The organism is Amycolatopsis melonis (assembly GCF_040064235.1).
Classification (GTDB): domain Bacteria; phylum Actinomycetota; class Actinomycetes; order Mycobacteriales; family Pseudonocardiaceae; genus Amycolatopsis; species Amycolatopsis melonis.
Genome location: NZ_JBDZYD010000014.1, coordinates 255,936 through 274,618 on the forward strand (window position 1 = coordinate 255,936; position 18,683 = coordinate 274,618).

20 protein-coding genes are annotated in these 18,683 nt (G+C 72.1%); 9 read left to right on the forward strand and 11 right to left on the reverse strand.

What is annotated here, in order from left to right; translation table 11 throughout:
• Positions 1 to 140 precede the first annotated feature (140 nt).
• A complete protein-coding gene (locus ABJI51_RS34230) occupies positions 141 to 845 on the reverse strand; it encodes a DJ-1/PfpI family protein (RefSeq protein WP_348955232.1) in 705 nt (234 codons plus the stop codon).
• 99 nt (positions 846 to 944) lie between these two features.
• Here ABJI51_RS34230 and ABJI51_RS34235 point away from each other — a divergent pair, with 99 nt between their 5' ends.
• The gene (locus ABJI51_RS34235; RefSeq protein ID WP_348955233.1) at positions 945 to 1,922 is read left to right on the forward strand and encodes a GlxA family transcriptional regulator; all 978 of its coding nucleotides are present in this window, start codon (positions 945 to 947) and stop codon (positions 1,920 to 1,922) included.
• Positions 1,923 to 2,125: 203 nt separating this feature from the next.
• On the forward strand, positions 2,126 to 3,823 hold the full coding sequence (locus ABJI51_RS34240; protein WP_348955234.1) for a YibE/F family protein: 1,698 nt from the start codon (positions 2,126 to 2,128) through the stop codon (positions 3,821 to 3,823).
• Here the strand turns inward: ABJI51_RS34240 and ABJI51_RS34245 are convergent.
• Both ABJI51_RS34245 and ABJI51_RS34250 read right to left on the reverse strand, forming a co-directional pair.
• The gene (locus tag ABJI51_RS34245; protein ID WP_348955324.1) at positions 3,795 to 4,424 is read right to left on the reverse strand and encodes a hypothetical protein; all 630 of its coding nucleotides are present in this window, start codon (positions 4,422 to 4,424) and stop codon (positions 3,795 to 3,797) included. The two genes, ABJI51_RS34240 and ABJI51_RS34245, sit on opposite strands and share 29 nt — an antisense overlap.
• Before the next feature lie 2 nt (positions 4,425 to 4,426).
• Complete coding sequence (locus tag ABJI51_RS34250) at positions 4,427 to 4,993, reverse strand: MBL fold metallo-hydrolase (RefSeq protein WP_348955325.1); 567 nt, start codon at positions 4,991 to 4,993, stop codon at positions 4,427 to 4,429.
• A 147-nt stretch (positions 4,994 to 5,140) separates the two neighbouring features.
• On the opposite strand from ABJI51_RS34250, the gene ABJI51_RS34255 reads away from it, so the two are divergent.
• From ABJI51_RS34255 to ABJI51_RS34265, 3 genes are all read left to right on the forward strand, one after another.
• On the forward strand, positions 5,141 to 6,013 hold the full coding sequence (locus ABJI51_RS34255; RefSeq protein WP_348955235.1) for a peptidylprolyl isomerase: 873 nt from the start codon (positions 5,141 to 5,143) through the stop codon (positions 6,011 to 6,013).
• Between the two features lie 158 nt (positions 6,014 to 6,171).
• Positions 6,172 to 6,984 (forward strand): LysM peptidoglycan-binding domain-containing protein, encoded by an 813-nt coding sequence (locus ABJI51_RS34260; protein WP_348955236.1) that lies wholly within the window; start codon positions 6,172 to 6,174, stop codon positions 6,982 to 6,984.
• Between the two features lie 95 nt (positions 6,985 to 7,079).
• On the forward strand, positions 7,080 to 7,637 hold the full coding sequence (locus tag ABJI51_RS34265) for a hypothetical protein (RefSeq protein WP_348955237.1): 558 nt from the start codon (positions 7,080 to 7,082) through the stop codon (positions 7,635 to 7,637).
• Between the two features lie 6 nt (positions 7,638 to 7,643).
• Here ABJI51_RS34265 and ABJI51_RS34270 read toward each other — a convergent pair whose 3' ends face one another.
• Positions 7,644 to 8,423, reverse strand: a complete 780-nt coding sequence (locus tag ABJI51_RS34270) for an enoyl-CoA hydratase/isomerase family protein (RefSeq protein WP_348955238.1) — start codon at positions 8,421 to 8,423, stop codon at positions 7,644 to 7,646.
• Positions 8,424 to 8,496: 73 nt separating this feature from the next.
• On the opposite strand from ABJI51_RS34270, the gene ABJI51_RS34275 reads away from it, so the two are divergent.
• The gene (locus ABJI51_RS34275; RefSeq protein WP_348955239.1) at positions 8,497 to 9,369 is read left to right on the forward strand and encodes an alpha/beta fold hydrolase; all 873 of its coding nucleotides are present in this window, start codon (positions 8,497 to 8,499) and stop codon (positions 9,367 to 9,369) included.
• Here the strand turns inward: ABJI51_RS34275 and ABJI51_RS34280 are convergent.
• The 3 genes from ABJI51_RS34280 to ABJI51_RS34290 are packed head-to-tail and all read right to left on the reverse strand — an operon-like array spanning position 9,362 to position 12,036.
• Positions 9,362 to 9,703 carry a hypothetical protein gene (locus tag ABJI51_RS34280; RefSeq protein WP_348955240.1) on the reverse strand — a complete coding sequence of 114 codons (342 nt, stop codon included), beginning with the start codon at positions 9,701 to 9,703 and terminating at the stop codon, positions 9,362 to 9,364. The genes ABJI51_RS34275 and ABJI51_RS34280 overlap by 8 nt on opposite strands.
• Complete coding sequence (locus ABJI51_RS34285) at positions 9,703 to 11,340, reverse strand: hypothetical protein (protein WP_348955241.1); 1,638 nt, start codon at positions 11,338 to 11,340, stop codon at positions 9,703 to 9,705. The genes ABJI51_RS34280 and ABJI51_RS34285 overlap by 1 nt, the downstream gene beginning before the upstream one ends.
• Before the next feature lie 36 nt (positions 11,341 to 11,376).
• A complete protein-coding gene (locus ABJI51_RS34290) occupies positions 11,377 to 12,036 on the reverse strand; it encodes a hypothetical protein (RefSeq protein WP_348955242.1) in 660 nt (219 codons plus the stop codon).
• 71 nt (positions 12,037 to 12,107) lie between these two features.
• On the opposite strand from ABJI51_RS34290, the gene ABJI51_RS34295 reads away from it, so the two are divergent.
• Entirely contained in the window at positions 12,108 to 12,620 is a 513-nt protein-coding gene (locus tag ABJI51_RS34295) for a hypothetical protein (protein WP_348955243.1), read from the forward strand.
• Between the two features lie 31 nt (positions 12,621 to 12,651).
• On the opposite strand, the gene ABJI51_RS34300 is transcribed toward ABJI51_RS34295, so the two are convergent.
• The gene (locus tag ABJI51_RS34300; RefSeq protein WP_348955244.1) at positions 12,652 to 13,674 is read right to left on the reverse strand and encodes a helix-turn-helix transcriptional regulator; all 1,023 of its coding nucleotides are present in this window, start codon (positions 13,672 to 13,674) and stop codon (positions 12,652 to 12,654) included.
• Positions 13,675 to 13,761: 87 nt separating this feature from the next.
• On the opposite strand from ABJI51_RS34300, the gene ABJI51_RS34305 reads away from it, so the two are divergent.
• Together ABJI51_RS34305 and ABJI51_RS34310 are read left to right on the forward strand one after the other, a co-directional pair.
• Complete coding sequence (locus tag ABJI51_RS34305; protein ID WP_348955245.1) at positions 13,762 to 14,175, forward strand: cupin domain-containing protein; 414 nt, start codon at positions 13,762 to 13,764, stop codon at positions 14,173 to 14,175.
• The gene (locus ABJI51_RS34310; RefSeq protein ID WP_348955246.1) at positions 14,172 to 14,339 is read left to right on the forward strand and encodes a hypothetical protein; all 168 of its coding nucleotides are present in this window, start codon (positions 14,172 to 14,174) and stop codon (positions 14,337 to 14,339) included. Before ABJI51_RS34305 ends, ABJI51_RS34310 begins: the two co-directional genes overlap by 4 nt.
• Before the next feature lie 42 nt (positions 14,340 to 14,381).
• Here the strand turns inward: ABJI51_RS34310 and ABJI51_RS34315 are convergent, their stop codons facing one another.
• From ABJI51_RS34315 to secF, 3 genes are all read right to left on the reverse strand, one after another.
• A complete protein-coding gene (locus ABJI51_RS34315; RefSeq protein ID WP_348955247.1) occupies positions 14,382 to 16,736 on the reverse strand; it encodes a RelA/SpoT family protein in 2,355 nt (784 codons plus the stop codon).
• Positions 16,737 to 16,948: 212 nt separating this feature from the next.
• The gene (locus ABJI51_RS34320; protein WP_348955248.1) at positions 16,949 to 17,467 is read right to left on the reverse strand and encodes an adenine phosphoribosyltransferase; all 519 of its coding nucleotides are present in this window, start codon (positions 17,465 to 17,467) and stop codon (positions 16,949 to 16,951) included.
• Position 17,468: 1 nt separating this feature from the next.
• A complete protein-coding gene (gene secF, locus ABJI51_RS34325; protein ID WP_348955249.1) occupies positions 17,469 to 18,683 on the reverse strand; it encodes a protein translocase subunit SecF in 1,215 nt (404 codons plus the stop codon).

Sequence of the window (18,683 nt, forward strand, 5' to 3'; positions counted from 1 at the left end):
TACCCCCCCCCGGGCACCCCCCGGGGGCGCCCTGCTCGGCCGGGTGGCCGGGGCCGCCAGTCCGCGGTCGTGAGTGCGTAACAGTGTTAGAACACTGTTACGCACTCACGACAAGCCGCGGCAGATCGCCCGGCGTGGCCTCAGGCGTGCGCGAGGAGTTTCTCCAGCAGCGCCGGATTGGCGGCCAGGCCCTCCCGGAGGGTGTGCTCGCGCAGCGGCTTCAGGTCGCCGTAGGGCTGGTTCGCCCAGTCCAGCGCACCCTGCGGCGGCTCGGGGTCGTACTCGATGGCGAACTGGACGTTCGTGGCGACCTGCCGTCCGGCCAGCCGTTCCACCAGGTGCAGGGCCAGGTCGATGCCCGCCGAGACGCCCGCGGCGGTGATCACCTTCCCGTCCTCGACCCACCGCCGCGCGACCGGCGTCGCGCCGAGCGCGGCCAGCACGTCGCGCAGGATCCAGTGCGTGGTGGCCTGCTTGCCGTCCAGCAGCCCGGCGGCGCCGAGGATCAGCGAGCCGGTGCAGACCGACGTCACCAGCTCGGCACTCGCCGCCGCGGTGCGCAGCCAGGACAGGAGCGTTTCGTCCGACATCGCGCGCATCGTCGGCACGGTGCCGCCGGGCACCAGCAGCGCGAAGGGCGACGGCACCTCGTCGAACGTGTGGCTCGGGGCGACCTGCAACGGCGTGTCGGTGCCGACGGTGTCCTTCGTGGCGCCCACGACCACGGTCCGGTACTCCGGCACGAACTCGGCCAGCGCGCTCAGCACCTGCAGCGGGCCCACGAGGTCGAGGGGCGTCAGGCCGGGGTACACGACGAAGGCGATGGTCTTCTGCTCATCGGTCATGCGGTTCAGCGTGGCGGGAACCGGGCCGCGGGCGGACGCCGATGTCCGAATTCCTGCGAACCGCGTCCCAGCGCCGGGCCGGGCTGCTAGCGTTCGATCATGCCAGGGTCACCCAGACGGGTCGTGCTCGTCGGATACGCCGACGCCGAGCTGCTGGACATCGCCTGTCCCGCCGATGTGTTCGACGCGGCGAACCGGCTCGGCGCGCGGCCGCCGTACGAGCTCCAGCTCGCCTCGGTCGACGGCCACGGCATCCGCACCTGCGCCGGGCTGGTGCTGCAGCCGCACCTGCGGCTCGACCAGGTCGCCGGCGATCTCGACACGCTCGTCGTGGCGGGCGGCTGGGGCAGCACGGCCGCGGCGGCCGACGAGCGCGTCCTGGCCCACGTCCGGCGGCTCGCCCGCACCAGCCGCCGCATCGCGTCGGTGTGCACGGGCGCGGAGGTGCTCGCGGCGGCGGGGCTGCTCAACGGCCGCCGCGCGACGACACACTGGCGGTACGCCGACCGGCTGGCCCGGCAGTACCCGGCGGTGACGGTGGATCCGGTGCCGTTGTACGTCCGGCACGGCAACGTCTACACGGCGGCGGGCGTGACGAGCGGGCTCGACCTGACGCTGTCGCTGGTGGAGGCCGACCACGGCCCGTCACTGGCCCGCGAAGCGGCCCGGATGCTGGTCACCTACCTGCAGCGGCCGGGCAACCAGGCCCAGGTGAGCCTGTTCCTGTCCGGGCCGCCGCCGGAGCACGGCGAGGTCCGCGACCTCACGGCGTACATCACCGAGAACCTCGACGCCGACCTGGGCACCCCGGCCCTGGCGGCCCGCGCGGGGATCAGCACGCGCCAGCTGACCCGCCTGTTCGACGCCCACCTCGGCACCACCCCGGGCCGTTACGTCCGGACGGTCCGCACGGAGCACGCGGCCCGCCTGCTGTCCGGCACGGACCTCCCGCTGGCCACGATCGCCCGCCGCTGCGGCTTCGGCTCGACCGAGACCCTCCGCCAGGCCTTCCTCGACCACTTCGACACCCCGCCCTCGGCCTACCGCCGGGTCCACGTCCGCCAGTCCGGCGCGTGATGCCCCTTCAATCACGCGAGATCCGCCTTCGATCACGCGAGTTCCGGCTCTGATCACGCGAGATCCGCCTTCGATCACGCGAGTTCCGGCTTCGATCACGCGGGTTCGGCGGAACCGATGCACCCGGACGGACGACACGGCCGAAACCGGGCGCGACGGCGGCCCGTTGCGAGCACGGCGAAAGCCGCTGCGAGGATGTGCGGGTGGACCGCCCCGACCTCGACGACGACGCAACCGGCCCGATTCGCCGGGTCCCGGACGAGGTGCCGCCTCCGGCGGCCCGGCCGGCGGCGGGAACGTCCCATTCGCCCAGAACCCCGGCCCGCCGCACGCCCCCACGCCGCCGCACGGACACCGGAGCGCAGCCGATCCCCGCCGAGGGACGGCGTGGCGACACCGGCCCGCAGCGCCTCCCCGCCGAGCGGCGACGGGGCGACACGGGGCCCCAGCGCACGGCCCGCCCAGCCGACACCGGCGCCCAACGCCTGCCCGCTGAAGGGCGACGCGGCGACACCGGCCCTCAGCGCGCCACCCGCCGTGCGGATACCGGCCCCCAGCACCTTCCCGCCGAAGAACGACACGGCGACACGGGCCCCCAACGCGCCGCCCGCCCAACCGACACCGGACCACAACGCGCCACCCGCCCGGCGAAGAAACCCCCCGAAACCGGCCACGGTCATGGCCATGGTCACGGCCACGGCCCAGCCGCCCCGGCGTCACGCCGGGTCCGGCTTCTCCTGATCTGGCTGCTCGCCCCGCTCGCGCTGGCCACCGTAGTCGCGATGGCCGTCCTCTACCCCTGGGGCAAGCCATCGCCGAAAAGCGTTGTCCCGCAAGGGACTCCCGTTGCCGCTTCCATCGGCGCCACCACGACCGGCCCCTGCCTCGCCCAGGGACAGGTCCAGGTCGGTGACCAGACCGACCCGAACGCCAAGCCCTGCCTGACCGTCGAACTCACCATGACCGACGGCCCCGCGAGCGGGAAGCCGCTCAAGCTGACCGTGCCGATCGAACCCAGCACGCCGCGGTTCGCCGCCGGGGATGCCGTTGTCCTCTCCTACAACGGCGGGAACCCTGCCGATCCGGCCAGTTTCCAGCTCGTCGACTTCCAGCGTGGCACTCCGCTGCTGGTGCTGGCCGCGCTGTTCGCCGTTGCCGTGCTCGTGCTCGGGCGGTGGCAGGGGGTCGCCGCGCTCGTTGCGCTCGGGCTTTCCTTCGTCGTCATTGCCCTGTTCATCCTCCCGGCCATCCTTGCCGGGGAAAATCCGCTGGTCGTGGCCATCGCCGGGGCGGGGGCGATCATGTTCGTCGCGCTCTACCTGACCCACGGGCTCTCCGCGCGGACCTCCGCGGCCGTGCTCGGCACGCTGGTCAGCCTCGCGCTCATCGGCGTCCTGTCCGCGATCTTCTCCGTCGCGGCGTCGCTCACCGGCCTCGACGACAGCACCTCGACGCTCATCGGCTCGCTCGGGCACGGCATCGACGCCCGCGGGCTGCTGCTCGCCGGTGTCGTGATCGGTGCGCTCGGCGTGCTCGACGACGTCACCGTCACCCAGACGAGTGCTGTTTGGGAACTTCGCCGCGCCAACCCGGACCTGACGTGGCGCGAGCTGTACCACTCGGGCCTGCGGATCGGCCGCGACCACGTCGGCTCGGCGGTGAACACGCTCGTCATGGCCTACGCCGGGGCCGCGCTGCCGGTGCTGCTGTACTCCTCGATCTCCGGCGTCGGGCTCGGCGCGCTGCTCGGCAGCGAGGAGATCGCGCAGGAGATCATCCGGACGCTGGCGGGCAGCGTCGGCATCGTCGCGGCCGTCCCGGTGACCACCGTCCTGGCCGCGCTGATCGCCTCCCGCGAGCCGGCCGGGCACCTCAGTCCAGCGTTGCCACGAACCGGCTGACGGCCTCCATCGTGAAGCGCTGCACGTACTTGCCCGACGGCGCCACCGACGCCAGCCGGTAGAGCGGGCGTTCGGCCATCGCCGCGTCGTGCGCCTCGGCCTTCAGCTCCGCGACCAGCAGCTCGCCGAACACCAGGCCGTTGGCCTCGGTGTTGTTCATCAGCGCGTTGGCCAGCTTCCGCAGCTGCAGCACGCCCAGCTCGCGCCCGCCGGTCCCGGAGAACACCGCGAGGTCGACCTTCGCGACCTTCCCGCGCTGTCCCGCGTTGACCAGCAGGCTCACCGTCCGGTTGCCACGGACGTCGCCGATCACCAGGTCCAGGCGGGTCGCGGTGACCAGGTCGACCCGGCGCAGGCCCCACGTGCGCACGACCAGCGTCGTGCCCTCCAGCCAGACGCGGCGCCGGAGGCTGACCGCCATGACGTACAGCAGCGGCAGGGCGACCACCAGCGCGACGACCAGCCCGGCCACGGTGCCGCCGATCAGGCCCGCGATGCCGCCGAACGCGGCGGCGACGATGACCACGCCGACCAGGCCCGAAATCCCGCGGCGGCGGCGCCCGCGCGGGTCCTCCTCGAACAGCGGCAGCCGCTCGGTCACGCTCACGCCCCCGTCCCGGCCAGGAACGGGTTGCCCGCGCGTTCCCGGCCGATCGTCGTCGCCGGGCCGTGGCCCGGCAGCACCACCGTGTCGTCCGGGAAGCCCGTCAGCAGGTCCCGGACCGCCGCCGCGACGTCACCGCGGCCCACCGAGCCGGCGAACAGCGTGTCGCCGGTCAGCGCGAGCCGCCCGCCCTCGGCCGTCTCCAGGGCCAGCACCACCGACCCGGGCGTGTGACCCGGCGCGTGCCGGACGTCGACGGCGAGCCCGGCGTACGTGCCGGGTTCGAGCGGGACGCTGTCGCCGTCGTACAGCGCCGCGTCGCCGGGGTGCAGGTGCAGCGGGACGCCGTGCTCGGCGGAAAGTTTCGCGGCCGAAGCGACGTGGTCGGGGTGCCCGTGGGTGGCCAGCAGGGCCCCCGGGACCAGCCGGTGCTCGGCGAGCGCGGCGGCCAGCGGCGCGGCGACGTCCTCCCCCGGATCGACCACCACGCAGGGCCCGCCGGCGGCCTCCGCCAGCAGGTAGCAGTTGGCCTGCAGCGGGCCGCTGCCGAACCCGACGACGAGCACCGAACGCCTCCCGGACATCCGCGCCGGATGGCGCCGATCACGATCGGGTTGAGACTAGCGGGCCCTGTACATGGTCCTCACAGGCTGTGCCCATACACTGCCGCTACCTCAAACGTGTGAGACGAGCGGAAACCTGGAGGGTACGGGGTGGCGACCAACCAGCAGCGCCGCGAAGCTGCGAAGCGCAAGCTCGAGCGTCAGCTCGAGCGCCGATTGGAGCAGCAGAAGCGACGCCGGATGATCGGGGCTGGTGTGGTCGGCGTGGCCGTCCTCGTCGTCGCCGGTGTCGTGGTGTGGATCGTGAGCGCGAACAGCGGCGACAGCAGCACCGACGCCGCGGCTTCGTCCTCGGCCACCCCGCCGCCGACCGAGATCCAGATCCCGACGCAGCGCACGGCGCTGCCGAAGCGGTCGAAGCCGCTGCCGAATCCGACGACGTGCGACTACAAGGCCGACACGACCGGCAAGGCACCGAAGAAGGTGAATCTGCCCGACGGCAAGAACGTCCCGTCGACCGGCACGGTGAACGTGACGCTGAAGAGCACCGCGGGTGACATCCCGCTGACGCTCGACCGGTCGCTGGCGCCGTGCGCGGTGCAGAGCTTCCTCAGCCTGGCGAAGCAGAACTTCTACAACGACACGATGTGCCACCGGCTGGGCACCGAGGGCCTGCAGATGCTGCAGTGCGGTGACCCGTCGGCCACCGGCGACCCGACGACGGACGGCCAGGGCGGCCCCGGCTACACGATGCCGGACGAGGCGTTCCCGGAGATCAAGTACGGCCGCGGCATCCTCGCCATGGCCAAGACGCAGGCCCCGAACTCCGGCGGCAGCCAGTTCTTCATGGTCTACGGCAGCGCGGAGCTTTCGCCGGACTACTCGGTGTTCGGCAGCATCAGCGACGAGGGCCTGAAGGTGCTCGACTCCGTCGCACGGGCCGGCATCGCGAACCCGAGCCCGCAGGACGGCACCGGGGCGCCGACCAAGCAGGTGAAGTTCACCGGGGTCACCGTCCAGTAGCACGCACGCCGTGAACGACTCGTTCAGGTCGCCGGACGACCTGAACGAGTCGTTCACGGCAGTTCGCCCGGGCAAGATCTGAACCGCGTCCGCACCGGCCCCGTGTAGAGGGGCAACACCGCCAGACCCGCCGGGGTCGCCGGGGAGAGGTGCCGACGATGGCCGACAACCGCGTTCTCGCGCTGCGCCGCGTTCTCGGGCGGGCCGGCCAGGCCGGCTGCGCCGGGGTCCTGTTCGCCGTGCTCGCCGGTGGCCCGGCGCTCGCGCAGGACGCGTCGCCGCCGCCGTCGGTCAAGTACTTCATCGTGCCCCACGCCGACAACCCGGACGACATCACGTTGTTCAAGATCGCCGAACGCGCGCTCGGCGACGGACGGCGGTTCCCCGAGATCTTCCTGCTCAACCAGGGCAGACCGCGGCCGGACGGCACGCCGTTCACCGATCCCGCCGCGATCGAGCCGGGTCAGGTGCTCCAGCTGCCGGAGGACGCGCAAGCCCCGTCCGTCCAGTACGGGCCCTTGCCCACCACTGCCCCGCCGCCCGCGCAGGCCGCCCAGGTGCCCGCTGCGGCCGCGGCACCGGACGGCCTCGGCGCCGGGACGGCGTCGGCCCTCAGCGGCGCGGCCGGCCTGCTGGCCGGCCTGCTCGGCGGGCTCTGGTGGCGGCGGCGCCCGCAGCTGCTCCCGCCTCCGCCGTTCGAGCCGGACACCCGCGAGGAGCACGACGACGGGTCCGGCTCGGTCAGCGGGACGCTGCCCCTGCCGATCGTCGTCCCGGAGCCGCGGGCGGACGTCGTGCTGCGGCCGGAGCCGATCACCGCCGAACACTCGATCTTCGTGCTGGACACCGCCGGCGTGCAGGTGATCGCCGCTGTCCGGCCCGGCTCGCGCTTCCGGGTCTCCCTGGACGCCGAGCCGGAATTCGCCGACAGCTCGACCGTGCTGGTGGTCGACGAAGGCGACGGAAAGTGACCGCCGTCCGTGTGCAGCGGGTCACTCTGCGCTGAACGGCTCAACCCCCGCCGGAACACTGGCCCCGGGGCCGCCGGTGCCGCAATAGTCGAACGATGACCTCGGATCCGTTCGGGACCCTGCGCAGGACGCTGTGGATCGGCGGCGCGCCGTGGACCGGCAAGTCCACCGTCGCCCGGCTGCTGGCCGACCGGCACGGCCTGACCACCTACCACCACGACGAGCGGGCGCGGCCCGTCACCGTGCCGGACGGCGACGTCCCGGCCGCCGAGCAGCTGACCGCCGCACAGGCCGAGTTCCGGGAGCGCTTCGAGCGTGCGCTGGCCGACCTGCGCGGGCTGACGTCGCCGCGGCCGGTCGTCGCCGAGGGCCGGGCGCTGTGGCCGGACCTGGTCGCCCCGCTCGTGGACTCGCCGGACCGGATGGTCGTGCTGGTGCCGACGGAACTGTTCCGCCAGCACCAGCTGCGGCACCGGCCGGACGCGCCCGCGATCCCGCAGCAGCGCACCCGGCTCACCCGCGACCGGATGCTCGCGGCGGAGGCGGTCCGCTCGGCCAGGGCGTTCGGCATCCGCGTCATCGAGATCGACGGCAGCCTCGACCCGGCCGGGGTGACCGACGTCGTCGCCGAGCACTTCCGCGCCTACCTGTGAGCCCGCTCAGCGGAAGGTGAACCGCGGCGGGCGTCGCTCCAGGAAGGCGGCGACGCCCTCCGCGTAGTCCTCGCCGTGCAGGGCCCCGGCGCGGATCTCCGCCACCTCGGCGTCGGAGGTTTCCTGCCCGGCCACGATCTTTTCGATGATGCGGTTCATGCCGCGGACCGACGCCTGCGAGCGCGCGCAGAGTGTCGCGGTGAACTCGGCCGTCGCGGATTCGAGGCGCCCGGCCGGGAAGACGTCGTTGAGCAGGCCGATTTCGCGGGCGCGGGCCGCGCTGATCAGCTCGCCCGACAGCAGGAAGTACTTGGCGTGCGCCGGGCCGACGAGCGAGACCAGCTGGCGTGTCGAGTCGAAGTCGTAGACGATGCCGAGCTTGGCCGGGGTGATGCCGAAGCGGGCGTCGTCGGCGGCGAAGCGGAAGTCGCAGGCGACCGAGACCTGGCAGCCGCCGCCGATGCAGTTGCCCCGGATCATCGCCACCGACGGCTTCCGCATCGCGGTCAGGGCCGCCACCGCGCCCTGGACGGCCTTGTCGTAGCTCGCCGCGCCGTCGGCCGTCGTGCGCAGGTCCCGGAACTCGCTGATGTCGGCACCCGCCGAGAAGTGCTTGCCGGCGCCCGCGACCACCAGCACCTTCAGCGCGGGGTCGGCCTCCACCTCGGCCACGACGTCCGGGATCGCCGCCCACATGCCGTAGGTGATGGCGTTCATCTTCTCCGGACGGCTCAGGGTGAGCCGGGCGACTTCGCCGTCGCGCGTCAGGTCGAATCCGTCGGTCATGGTCGGCACCCTAGCTTCTCGCCCTCAGCGAAACGTGCGGTGTGTGACGCGGTCGGGTCGCTAGCTTGGGGCCATGGCGACGATCGAAGTGAACGGGACGGCGTTCGGCTACGACGAAGCGGGTGCGGGACCCGCGCTGGTCCTGCTGCACGCCGCGATCGGCGACCGCCGCATGTGGGACGCGCAGTTCACCGCGTTCGCCGCCACGCACCGGGTGATCCGCTACGACCGCCGCGGGTTCGGCGAAACCGGCGGCGAATCCGGCGAACACGCCCACTACGAGGATCTGCTGGCCCTGCTCGACGCCTGGGGGGTCGAGCAGGCCGCACTCGTCGGGGCGTCGATGGGCGGGGCGTGCGCGCTGGACGCCGCCCTCGCCGCGCCGGAGCGGATCACCCGGATCGCGTTGCTCGGCTCGGGCCTCACCGGGCACACGTGGCCGGACCACATGCAGGCGGACATCGCCCGCGTGACGGCCGAAACGGTCCCACCCGAACGCCTCGCCCGCTACGCGGCCCGCGAGGCCGACGTCGACCCGGCGGACGTGCGGGGCATGGCCGAGGCCAACATCCGCTACCTGGTGGCGGGTCCGGACCGCGACGTGTCGGTGCTCCCGGCCGGAATGCTCGCGCTGGTCCGGGAAATGTGCGAGCAGGTGTACCGGCACGACTGGACGGCTCCACAGTGGACGGAGCGGATCCCGGACACCCGGCACCGCCTCGGCGAGGTCACGACCCCGGCGCTGGTGGTGATCGGCACGTCGGATGCCCGGGGCCTGGTCGAGCTGTCGGAGCACCTGGCGGCGTCGCTGCCTGCCGCGGAACTCGTGGAACTGGCCGACACCGGGCACCTGCCGTCGATGGAACGGCCGGAGGAAGTGAACACGCTGCTGCGGAAGTTCCTCGGGGGGGGGGGGAGTAACGGCTCTGGCAGACCGCTCAGGTGAAGATCTTCTGCACCTGCTCGGAAATCTTCGCCACCAGCTCCGAGAACTGCACCGCCCCGCTCAGCAGGCCCTTGACCTTCTCCCACCGGCTGCGCACCACGGCCGGCTCGGCCGCGTCGCCTGCGCGTACGTCGGCTGCCAGGTCGGTCAGCGTATCCTCCAGGACCTCCTGCTTTGCCAGGTCCTTCCCGCGGACCTCGGCCGTCAGCCGCTCGATCAGGTCCAGCAGCGATGTCATCGCCGCTTCGGTGCCGCCGCCCTCGATGCCGGTCTGGGTGATGCGGCCCGAGTTGTCGCCGCCGATGCTCACCTTGTTCGTGATGCGGTGTCCCATCAGGCCTCCGTCCTGGTCGGGCGGCCGGGGGTGCGCAGGCGCGGGCCGCGCAGCCCGGTCTGGGTGATCGGGGCGCGGTTGTCGCCACCGATCGTGATGTCGTTGTTGATCACCACCGCCGCCTGTTCCTCGAACTTCGCCGTCGAGTACCCGGCCTCTTCGAGGAGCCTGCCGATCGACGGCAGCAGGCGGCTTTCGATGATCTTCTCGTACCGCTCGATGTCGACGAGCTGGAAGTAGTCGGTGAACAGGTTCACCGACGCCAGCTCGCGCAGGGTGTTCGCGGCGCCGTAGCGGTCCGGGTCGAGGACGCCGGGCTCGCGCTTGGGCTGCCGGATCCACGACGCGAGGTTCGCGATCCGGCCGACCAGGCTCGCCGGCATCTCCAGCCAGGCCAGCAACCCCTGCCAGAACGGGCGCAGCGAGTCCTGGCGCATCCGGTCGACCGCGCGGTACTCCGGCCGGATCGGCGGCAGCATGAACGGCGTCCACTCGACGTACAGCGTCGTGTCGTCCACCGCGACGTGCAGGAACGTCGTGAGCACCAGGTCGCGGTCCCACGTCTCCACCTGGAAGCACAGGTAGTAGCGGGCCCACTCCTTCGGCTCGGTCCGCAGCCGGGCGACGTGGTCGGCGGTCAGCCGCGTGTGCGGCGGGTACTCGATGTCCGGCAGGAACGCCGCCGCCTCCGGCTCGGCGAGGTGGTCGATCAGCTCGGCGGCCGGGGTGTACACCGCCTCGGTCACGGTCAGCCCGGCCAGCCTGCGGTCCGGCGACAGCGCGCTCGACTCACGCAGGTTCGCGATCGCCGCGCGGATTCCCTCGTACAACGCTTCGGTGGTCAGCTCCGGCCGCTCTTCCGGGGCGTCCTCGTCGTCTTCGAGCCGCTCCAGCGGGATCGCCATGGACCACGCGTCCCGCCGGAACCCGGCGCCCACGAACGGCTTGTAGCCGCGGTAGACCACCAGCGGCGCGCCCGGCGCGCCCGCGAACTCGTCCTGCCGCTGGTAGCGGGCGAGCTCGTCGCGGAAGTCCTCGGTGAGCAGCCCGGTGAGGCTGCCGCTGTCGGGGGACGGCGGGGCGAGGCGCTTGAACCGCGTCGTCAGCAGGTTCCACAGCGACCACCGCTCGATCGTGACGACCACGAGCACGACCACGGCGAGCACGATCCCGACGACGATCCGGGCGGTGTCGCCGCCGGAGGACGCGCCGTAGTAGTCGTCGTCGTAGTAGCGCGAGGAGTACCGGCTCGACCCGAAGATCTCGTCCGCGTAGGTCAGCAGCAGCCAGCCGAACACGGCCACGACCGCGAGCACCAGCAGCACCTTCGGGTTGACGGTGCTCCTCCCCGCCCGCGCGACCACGAGCACGATCGACAGGACGATCCAGCCGTACAGCCACGGGTTGTCCCACGACAGCCCGATGACGACGGCCATCAGCCCCACCAGCAGCCCGTCGTAGTTCTTCCGGCGGGCCCGTGCCCGCACCGCCTCGGTCAGCACGCGGCCCGCGTCCAGGCCCGGCGACGGCGGCACCGGCCGGGTGGGCTCGACGAGGAACTCGGTGATCGCCCGCCTGCTGTAGCCGGGATCGAGATAGGACGCCGCGCACAGGTAGCGCGTGGTGTCGTCGGCCATGCTGCTCCTCGGATCGGGGACGGGTTTCGGTCGGGGTCAGGGCGTGGCTTCGTCGAGCATCCGCTGCACCAGCGCGGTGGTTTCGGGCCGGCTCGACTCGGGCCCGTGCGCGTAGACGTAGTACTCGATGCCGCCGCTGCGCCAGTAGAAGGCGCGGACGTGCCGCCGTCCTTCGGGGGCGTCCCAGGCGAACTCCCAGTCGACGGCGTCGTACCCGCGCAGGGTCGTGGGGTTCAGGCCGTGCAGCACGTATCCCTTGCGCTTGGCGATCTGCTGCTCGTAGCGCTGGTGGTAGGTCAGGATGTCCGTGTCGTCCGACGGCGGCGCGCCGCCGAACTTGACGATCCGGCGCGCGTCCGCGGGGTCGGTCGCCTGCATGCTGCCCGGCTCCGGCAGCGTCTTCGTCGACCAGCCCCGCGGGAGGACGGTCGCCAGCCCGGCTGGTCCGGTCACGCGTTCGAGGGTGTCCGGTAACGCTTCGGTGGTCTGCGACGTCTGGGAAAGCGGCGTCTCCGAAACAGGCGTGTCCGGCGGAAGGGTGGTGGCCGGGATGGTGGTGCCCAGCGCGAGGCCGGGCTCGGCCGGTGCCTGCGCCCGGTGCTGCACGAGCCACGCCGCGGTGCCCACGGCACCGCAGCCGGCGAGGGTCGCGGCGAAGACGACGGCCGCCAGCCGACCGGAACCGAGCTGGACCATTCCACCTCCCGTCGCTGCAATTTGCAGACCGTATCATGCAGACCCAGAAAACGGCACCGTATTTTCCGGGAGTGATCTTGTTCGAAGAGGATTCACAGCGGATCGCCGAACTGGAACGGTCGGCAATCCAGCACGGCGCCGATCCCGGCATCCGCCGGGAATTGGCGGCGGTGCTTTACCGGCGGGCCGTCGAAGCGTGCAGCGTGACCCGTGACGGAACCATGGTGATGGCCAGCGAACGGCAGCGGCGGCTCTGCGCCGACGCCGCCCGGCGCATCCTCGAACTCGGCGTCGACGACGCGGATCTGCTGTGGCGGGCCCGTTCCCTGCGCGAAGCGGTGGCCGACGGCGACCGCTGGGTGTGGCTGTCCCGAGGACCCGCCGCCGCACTCCTGGCGGTCGCGGTCGTCGGCGGATTCGGGCTCGTGTGGTGGTCGATGACCGCGGGCAGCATGCTTCTCGCCGCCGCTTCGGCATTGGCGGGCAGCGCACTGGCGGCCGCGGTGGTCCTGCGTTTCCGGAAACAGCGCTGGCGGCTCGAGGCCCGCCGGGCGGGCCCGATCATCGCCCGGCACGGTCTTTGATTCCGCGGAATCGCTCGGCAATTCCCGGCGGTCAGGACAACAGCTTCGCCGTCAGTTCCCCACGGCTGCGGACACCCACCTTGCCGAACACCGACTTGAGGTGGTCCTGCACCGTGTGCGCCGAGATGCCCAACCGGCCCGCGATGTCCACTGTGGACCGTCCGGCCAGCACCTCGCGGCAGACGTCGCGTTCGCGCGCGGTCAGGCCGTAGGCGGCGAGCAGCACGCCCAGCAGCTCGGTGCCCGAGGCGCGCTCGACGGTCACCACCGTCTCGCCGTCATCCTCCCCGGAGACCAGCCGGGCGGCGTGCAGCACGAGCCAGCCGCCGCGGGCGTCGCGCACGCGGGCGCGGAACGTCCCGCCTGCGGCCGCCCGGGCACCGACGACCACCGCCCGCACCAGCACGGCGAACCGGCCGGGCGCGATCTCATCCAGTTCGGCCTGCCACGCCGCGGCGGCCGCGGTGGCGGAGCGCTGCCTGCCGTCCGGGCCGACCACGACGATCGCCGGTTCCGGCCGCTCCCCCGTCCCGCGGGTACGGGCTGCCACCCGCGTCGCGGCCGCGAGGGCAGGCGCGACCGAGGTCAGGAACTCGACCTCGCGGTCGCTGAACTCACCGCGGCGCACCAGGCCTGCCGCGGCCCAGGACGTGCCGTCCACCTGGAACACCGCGCGCAGCTCGGCACCCAGGCCGAGCGGCCGCCAGACCTCGTTGAAGCGCCCGCTGCGGTCGAGGTCCCGGCGCGGCAGGTCGGACAGGCGCGCCACGGGCACCGGCCGCCGGGCCAGCTCGGCGAAGGTATGAGGCTGGGCGCCGTCGTACTCGTAGGTCGCCAGCAGCGGCTCGTAGGCGCCGGGGATGCGGGCCCGCCCGCTGGTCATCGAGCTGATCACCGCGGTGTCCGGGTCCAGCGAAGCCCAGCAGGTGAGTTCCGCGGGCACCACGCGGTCGACCAGCTCGATGGCGGCGGCGTGCAGCTCGGCGACGCCGAGGCCCGCCGTCGCGAGCGCGGCGACCTCGCGCCGCACTCCCTGCGCCCGGCCCTCCCACATGGACGCAGTATGCGCCGCGGGTCCCCGCGCGGGTATCCCACATTTCCGGGATGGCCGCCCCGTGCCCGGCGTTTCTACGGTCGGGCCATGACTCACTTCAGCGGACCGGGCGAAGGCCCGGAACTCGACACGGGCGACGCGCGGATCATCGTCAAGGTCGCCGCCGGGCACACCGGGGACGCCTACGAGCTGTTCGAAGTCGACGCGCCCCGCGGGCCGTCGGTCCCGCCGCACGCAGAGCCGTGGGCGAAGAGCTTCTACGTGCTGCACGGGCGCATCACGGTCTACGTCGACGGTGAACTCCACGACCTCGGCCCCGGCGCGTCGATCAGCATCCCGGCGGGCGCGCGCAACACGTTCACCGTGCACACGCCCTCGGCCCAGTTCCTCGCGGTCGCCCTGACCGGGGCGATGGGCCGGTTCTTCCACGACGTCGCCGGGGCGCCGCCCGCCCAGGTGCCGGAGATCGCCGGACGGCACGGCATCGAGTTCGCGCCGTGAACGCCGTCGCGCAGGGGTGTGCCGGGGTCGCGGTGCTGGTGCACCTGCTGGCGTTCAGCCGCCCGCGCGGTTCGGGTCTCGGCGATGCCGTGGCCCAGACCGTCTTGAATGACTCATTCAGGTCTTCGGAGGTCCTGAATGAGTCATTCAAGACGCTGAGGTGAGCCACCTTGGGCGGTGCAGACCAGACCGCCGGAAAGCCGGGGCTAGGAGGCCGAGGTCACGCGGTAGACGTCGTAGACGCCCTCCACGCCGCGGACCACCTTGAGGACGTGACCCAGGTGCTTCGGGTCGCCCATCTCGAACGAGAATCGGCTGACCGCGACCCGGTCGCGCGAAGTCGTCACCGAGGCCGACAGGATGTTGACCTTCTCGTCGGCCAGCACCTTCGTCACGTCCGAGAGCAGCCGGTGCCGGTCGAGGGCCTCGACCTGGATGGCCACCAGGAACACCGACGACGCCGACGGCGCCCACTCGACCTCGACCAGCCGCTCGGGCTGGGACTGCAGGTCGCCGGCGTTCGTGCAGTCCGTGCGGTGGACCGAGACGCCGCCGCCGCGGGTCACGAAGCCGAGGATCTCGTCGCCCGGCACCGGGGTGCAGCAGCGGGCCAGCTTCGCCCACACGTCGCTGGCGCCCTTGACCACCACGCCGACGTCGTTGGAGCCGCGGCGGCGGGTGACCGTCGACGGCGTGGCCCGCTCGGCGAGCTCCTCCTCCGCCGCGTCGACCCCGCCGATCAGTGCCACCAGCCGCTGCACCACGTGCTTGGCGCTGGTGTGGCCCTCGCCGACCGCCGCGTAGAGCGACGAGATGTCGCCGTGCCGCAGCTCGGTCGCCACCGCGCCCATCGACTCCGCGGACACCAGCCGCTGGATCGGCAGGCCGACCTTGCGGATCTCCTTGGTGATGGCTTCCTTGCCGCCCTCGATCGCCTCGTCGCGGCGCTCCTTGGCGAACCACTGCCGGATCTTGGCGCGGGCCTTCGGCGACCCGGCGAACGACAGCCAGTCGCGGGACGGCCCGGCGTTCTCCGCCTTCGACGTGAAGATCTCGACGGACTCGCCGTTCTCCAGCTTCCGTTCGAGCGCGACCAGGCGGCCGTTGACGCGGGCGCCGATGCAGCGGTGCCCGACCTCGGTGTGCACCGCGTAGGCGAAGTCGACCGGCGTCGAGTCGACCGGCAGCGTGATCACGTCGCCCTTCGGCGTGAACACGAAGATCTCGCGGGCGGCCAGCTCGTAGCGCAGCGACTCGAGGAAGTCGCCGGGGTCCGCGGCCTCGCGCTGCCAGTCGAGGAGCTGGCGCATCCACGCCATCTCGTCGACGTCCATGGCGTTGCCGGTGTGCGTGCCCTTGGTTTCCTTGTAGCGCCAGTGCGCGGCGATGCCGTACTCGGCGGTGCGGTGCATCTCGTAGGTGCGGATCTGCACTTCGAGCGGCTTGCCGTCCGGGCCGATCACCGTGGTGTGCAGCGACTGGTAGACGCCGAAGCGCGGCTGGGCGATGTAGTCCTTGAACCGGCCGGGCACCGGCTGCCACAGCGCGTGGACGACACCCATCGCCGCGTAGCAGTCGCGGACGTCCTCGACCAGGATCCGCACGCCGACCAGGTCGTGGATGTCGTCCAGGTCGCGGCCGCGGACGATCATCTTCTGGTGGATCGAGTAGTAGTGCTTGGGCCGTCCCTCGACCTTCGCGGTGATCCGCGACGACACGAGGTTGCTGGTCAGCTCGGCGATCACCGACCGCAGGTAGATGTCGCGCGAGGGCGCGCGGTCGGCGACCAGGCGCACGATCTCGTCGTACTTCTTCGGCTGCAGGATGGCGAACGCGAGGTCCTCCAGCTCCCACTTCACCGTGGCCATGCCGAGCCGGTGGGCAAGCGGCGCGAGCACTTCGAGCGTCTCGCGGGCCTTGCGGGCCTGCTTCTCCGGCGGCAGGAAACGCATGGTGCGCATGTTGTGCAGCCGGTCGGCGAGCTTGATGACCAGCACCCGGGGGTCCTTGGCCATCGCGATGACCATCTTGCGGATGGTCTCGGCCTCGGCGGAGGTGCCGAGCTTGACCTTGTCCAGCTTCGTGACGCCGTCGACCAGCTCGGCGACCTTTTCGCCGAAGTCGGCCTTGAGGCTCTCGACGGCGTAGCCGGTGTCCTCGACGGTGTCGTGCAGCAGGGCCGCGACCAGGGTCGTGGTGTCCATGCCCAGCTCGGCGAGGATGGTCGCGACGGCGAGCGGGTGGGTGATGTACGGGTCGCCGGACTTGCGCCGCTGGTTGCGGTGTAGCTCCTCGGCGACGTCGTAGGCCCGCTGCAGCAGCCCGAGGTCGGCGTTGGGATGCAGCTCGCGGTGGATGACGGCGAGGGGTTCGAGGACCTGCTTGACCGGAGCGGCACGCTGCGCGGTGATCCGCCGGGCGAGGCGCGCCCGGACCCGCCGGGTCGCGGACGGGTTCGGCGCCGCACCGTTCGGCTTCGGCGGCGCGGACTGCGCCGCCGCCTGCCCGTTCTGCTGGGCGCCCTGCTTCGCGGGCACCGCGGCGTCGAGCTCCTGGCTCACCCGCACCTCCTGCTGCTCGTGCGGCCTTCGGAACACCAGGGTAGCCGTTGCCCCTCGCGGACCTGTGGGGTGCGCCCGTTCAGGGGGATGTGAGGCCCACCACCAGCCGTAACCCGCGTGACCAGAGCCGTGACTCACGTGATTGGGGCCGTAACTCGCGAGTTACGGCCCCAATCACACGAGATCCGGCTTCGATCACGCGGGTGACGGGGTCAGCAGGTGCGCAGGGCGTGGATCTTGCGGTTTCCGAGGACCTCGCGGCCGCCGAGGGCGGCCAGTTCCAGGACCACCGAGACGCTGTCGACGACCGCGCCCGCGTCCTCGAGGAGCTTGCCGGTCGCCGCGACCGTGCCGCCCGTGGCCAGCACGTCGTCGAGGACCGCGATCCGCTGGCCGGGCCGCACCACGCCGGACGGCAGCTCGACCGTCGCCGTGCCGTACTCCAGCGCGTAGTCCACCCGGCCCGCCACCTGCGGGAGCTTGCCCGGCTTGCGGATCAGCACCACGCCGAGGCCGCGGGCGTACCCGACGGCCGCGGCGAGGAGGAAGCCACGGGCCTCCACGCCGGCGAGCGCGTCGACCGAAGGGTCGAGGGTGCTCGCCAGCGCGTCGGTCACCGTCTTGAACGCGCCCGCGTCCGCGAAGAGCGGGCTCAGGTCGCGGAACAGCACGCCGGGCTCGGGAAAGTCCGGCACCTCGGCGATCAGGCCGAGGGCGTCGTCCAGCTCCACGTCAGCGCTTCTTCTTCCCGGCCGGGCGCTGCTTCTGGATGCGGGCGGGGACGCTGGCCGCGGCCGCGTACGCCTTCTCCTTGCGCAGCTCCTTCGCCAGTGCGTCGTCGTCGGAGGCGTCGAAGTCCTCGCCCGCCGCCTTGCGCTCCTGGCTGGCCCGGCGCTGCCGGACGCGCTCGGCCTGCTGCTTGTACTTCGGGTCGCGCATCTTGAAGTCGACCAGCAGCGGCGTCGCCAGCGCGACCGACGACAGCACGCCGACCAGGGTGCCGGTCAGCTGCACCAGCGCCAGGTCCTGCAGCGTGCCCGAGCCGAGCAGCACGTACCCGACGATCAGCAGGCCGAGGATCGGCAGCAGCGCGATGAACGCCGTGTTGAACGACCGCATCAGGGTCTGGTTCAGCGCGAGGTTCGCGGCTTCGCCGTACGTGCGGCGGGTCAGCCCGAGCAGGCCGCGGGTGTTCTCGCGGACCTTGTCGAACACCACCACCGTGTCGTACAGCGAGAACCCGAGGATCGTCAGCAGGCCGATCACGGTCGCCGGGGTGACCTCGAAGCCGACCAGCGAGTAGACGCCCGCGGTGACCAGGATGTCGTGCAGCAGCGAGATCAGCGCGGCCGCGGCCATCCGCCCGTCGAAGTAGATCGCCAGGAAGATGACCACCGCGACGAGGAACACGCCGAGCGCGATCAGCGCCTTCTGCGAGATCTCGCCACCCCACGACGCGCTCACCGCGCTGTCGCTGATGGCCTGGACGCTGGGCTGGCCGTTGCTGCCGATCGGGCCGAGGTCCTGGAACAGGCCCTCCTTGACCTTCGCCGCCTCGGCCGCGTTCAGCGTGTCGGTGCGGATCTGGATGGTCGCCGCGTTCCCGGTACCGACCTTCTGCGCTTCCGTCGCCGGACGGCCGAACGCCTTCTCGAACGACTGCTTCGCCTGCTCCTCGGTGATCGGGCCGTGGATGCCGGTGGCGGGCATCTGGATCTGCGTGCCGCCTTCGAACTCGATGCCGAGGTTGAAGCCGCGGATGATCATCGAGCCGAGGCAGAGCAGCACCAGCGCGGCGAAGAAGATGTACCAGCGCTTGCGCTTGCCGACGACGTCGAACGCGCCGGTGCCGACGTAGAGCCGGTGGAAGAAGCTTTCCTTCTTGCCCGGCTTGGCCGCCACCTTGGCGTTGCCTTCGGCGTCCGTGCCCAGTTCTTCGACCCCCAT